We start from the raw sequence: 2,117 nt of genomic DNA, 5'->3' as shown, positions 1-2,117 counted from the left end.
CGGCTGCGGGGACGGCCCGGTGGCCGCGGGTGCATCGGTCACGCCCCCATGGTTTCGGCGCCGGAGGCGGGCGGCAACTTGGCATGAACGTACGGACCGGTCCCCCGACAGCGGCTGACGGGGGCGCCGCCCACTGGCCGGCGGCCGTCAGCCGCGGCCCGACGCGAACGGCAGCGACGCGTACCGCCGCACGTAATGGCCGCCCGCGAACGTGCCGCCGGCCGCGTCCACCGCGAAGTCCGGGAAGCGCGCCAGCAGTTCCTCCAGCGCCGTACGGGCACCAGGCGGGCGGCGGCGGCGCCCAGGCAGTGGTGCGGGCCGTGTGTGAAGGCGAGGTGCTGGGGGCCGGCGCGGGTGATGTCCAGGCGGTCGGCGGTGGGGCCGTAGGTAGCGGCCGGTGTCCCGGGCGGCGGCGAGGACGTCCGCGTAACGGGACAGGACCCAGTAGTCGCCGTCCGCGACGTGGTCAGGGGGTGGTCGTCGCGCAGGGTCGCGTACATGTCCCACGGGGCGCGCCAGCTCTCACCGGCACACAGGGCGAAGGGGGCCTGAGGTGCTTCCTGGGCGGTCATGGCCGGAGGGTGCGGGAGGCGTCCGCAGGAGTCAATGGCGATGCGGCGGCCGGCTCCGCGCCGTGCCGGCGGCCCGCGCCGGCACCCGGATGTGACGAACGCCACGGCCCCGGGCTCTGGTCAACCCCCTGGTCATGAGCATGGATTCCGGCGTTGCACCATTGATGGGTCGTCGAAGCAACGGATGAGTGGGAAGCGGGAATCAGTGGTGGACGTCCAGGGCACGGTCGAGGACGGCTTCGAGCCGGTCCGGGACGCCTTCGCAGCCAACTTCGACCGGCACGGCGAGCGGGGAGCGGCGGTCGCCGTCTACCGCGACGGCCGCAAGGTCGTGGACCTCCGGGCCGGTACGAAGGACGGCGACGCCGAGCCCGGCGACCCCACGGCCGCCCCCTGGGAGCCCGGCACCGCCCAGATCATCCGGTCCGCCACCAAGGGCATCGCCGCCACCGTCCCGCTCCTGCTCCACCAGCGCGGACAGCTTGACCTGGACGCGCCGGTCGGCACGTACTGGCCCGAGTTCAAGGCCGCCGGCAAGGACCGCGTCCTGGTCCGGCACCTCCTCTCGCACCGGGCCGGGCTGCCGGTCCTGGACACCCCGCTCACCCCCGCCCAGGCCGTCGACGGCACCAGCGGCCCGGCCGCGGTCGCCGCCCAGGCCCCCGCCTGGACGCCCGGCACCGACCACGGCTACCACGCCCAGACCTACAGCTGGCTCATCGGCGAACTGGTGCTCCGGGTCACCGGGCGCACCCTCGGCGCATGGGTCGCCGAGGAGATATCCGGGCCGCTCGGCCTCGACCTGTGGATCGGGCTGCCCGCGGCGGCCCAGGAGCGGGTCGGCCGGTTCGCCCCCGTCGAACCGCCGGCCCGCCCCGCGGCGGCCGGACTCCGGGTCCGGCCCAAGCAGTCGGTCGCCGACGCGTACGCCGACCCCGCCTCCCTCACCAGCCGCGCCTTCGGCGCGATCTCCCCGGCCCCCGACGAGAACGCCCCCGCCTACCGGGCCGCCGAACTCCCCGCCTCCGCCGGTATCGCCACCGCCCCCGCGCTGGCCCGCGCCTACGCCGCGCTCATCGGCCCCGTCGACGGCCACCCGCGCCTCTTCGCCCCCGCGACGCTGACCCTCGCCCGCACCGAGGAGTCCGCCGGCCCCGACCGCACCCTGCTGGTCAACACCCGCTTCGGGCTGGGCTTCATGCTGCACGGCCCGGCCTCCCCGCTGCTCGGCCCCGGCTCCTTCGGCCACCCCGGACGCGGCGGCGCACTGGCCTTCGCCGACCCGGAGAACGGGATCGCCTTCGGCTACGTCACCAACGGCATGCAGCCGAACGTGACCGCCGACCCACGCGCACAGGCGCTCGTGCGGGCCGTCTCGCGCGTTGTCGGCTGACGTTCCGCTGCGCTTGGCTGGGCTTCCCACGTTGTCGGCTTTCCCGCCGTGCGGGTGCCGTCTTTCCCGCCTTCGGCGGGTGGGTGGGGTGTGTGGGGCGGGGCCCCGGGTTGTCGGTGGTGGCGGGTCCGGGGGCTCCGGGGCGGGTTGCC

2 protein-coding genes are annotated in these 2,117 nt (G+C 75.8%); one reads left to right on the top strand and one right to left on the bottom strand.

Annotated elements, in window-relative coordinates:
• Window positions 1-147 precede the first annotated feature (147 nt).
• Window positions 148-507, bottom strand: coding sequence for a hypothetical protein (locus IEZ17_RS44270; protein ID WP_189305253.1), 360 nt, complete (start codon window positions 505-507; stop codon window positions 148-150).
• A 249-nt stretch (window positions 508-756) separates the two neighbouring features.
• Between IEZ17_RS44270 and IEZ17_RS28970 the strand changes: the two genes are divergently transcribed.
• Entirely contained in the window at window positions 757-1,965 is a 1,209-nt protein-coding gene (locus tag IEZ17_RS28970) for a serine hydrolase domain-containing protein (protein ID WP_189305251.1), read from the top strand.
• The last annotated feature ends 152 nt before the right edge of the window (window positions 1,966-2,117 follow it).

This window comes from Streptomyces albospinus (genome assembly GCF_014648695.1).
In the GTDB taxonomy this organism is placed as follows: Bacteria; Actinomycetota; Actinomycetes; order Streptomycetales; family Streptomycetaceae; genus Streptomyces; species Streptomyces albospinus.
This window is presented reverse-complemented; position numbering and strand designations above follow the sequence as displayed.

Bases quoted from the DNA above. Each gene is read 5' to 3' on its own strand.
- IEZ17_RS28970 (WP_189305251.1), top strand. From the start codon at position 757: ATGAGTGGGAAGCGGGAATCAGTGGTGGACGTCCAGGGCACGGTCGAG.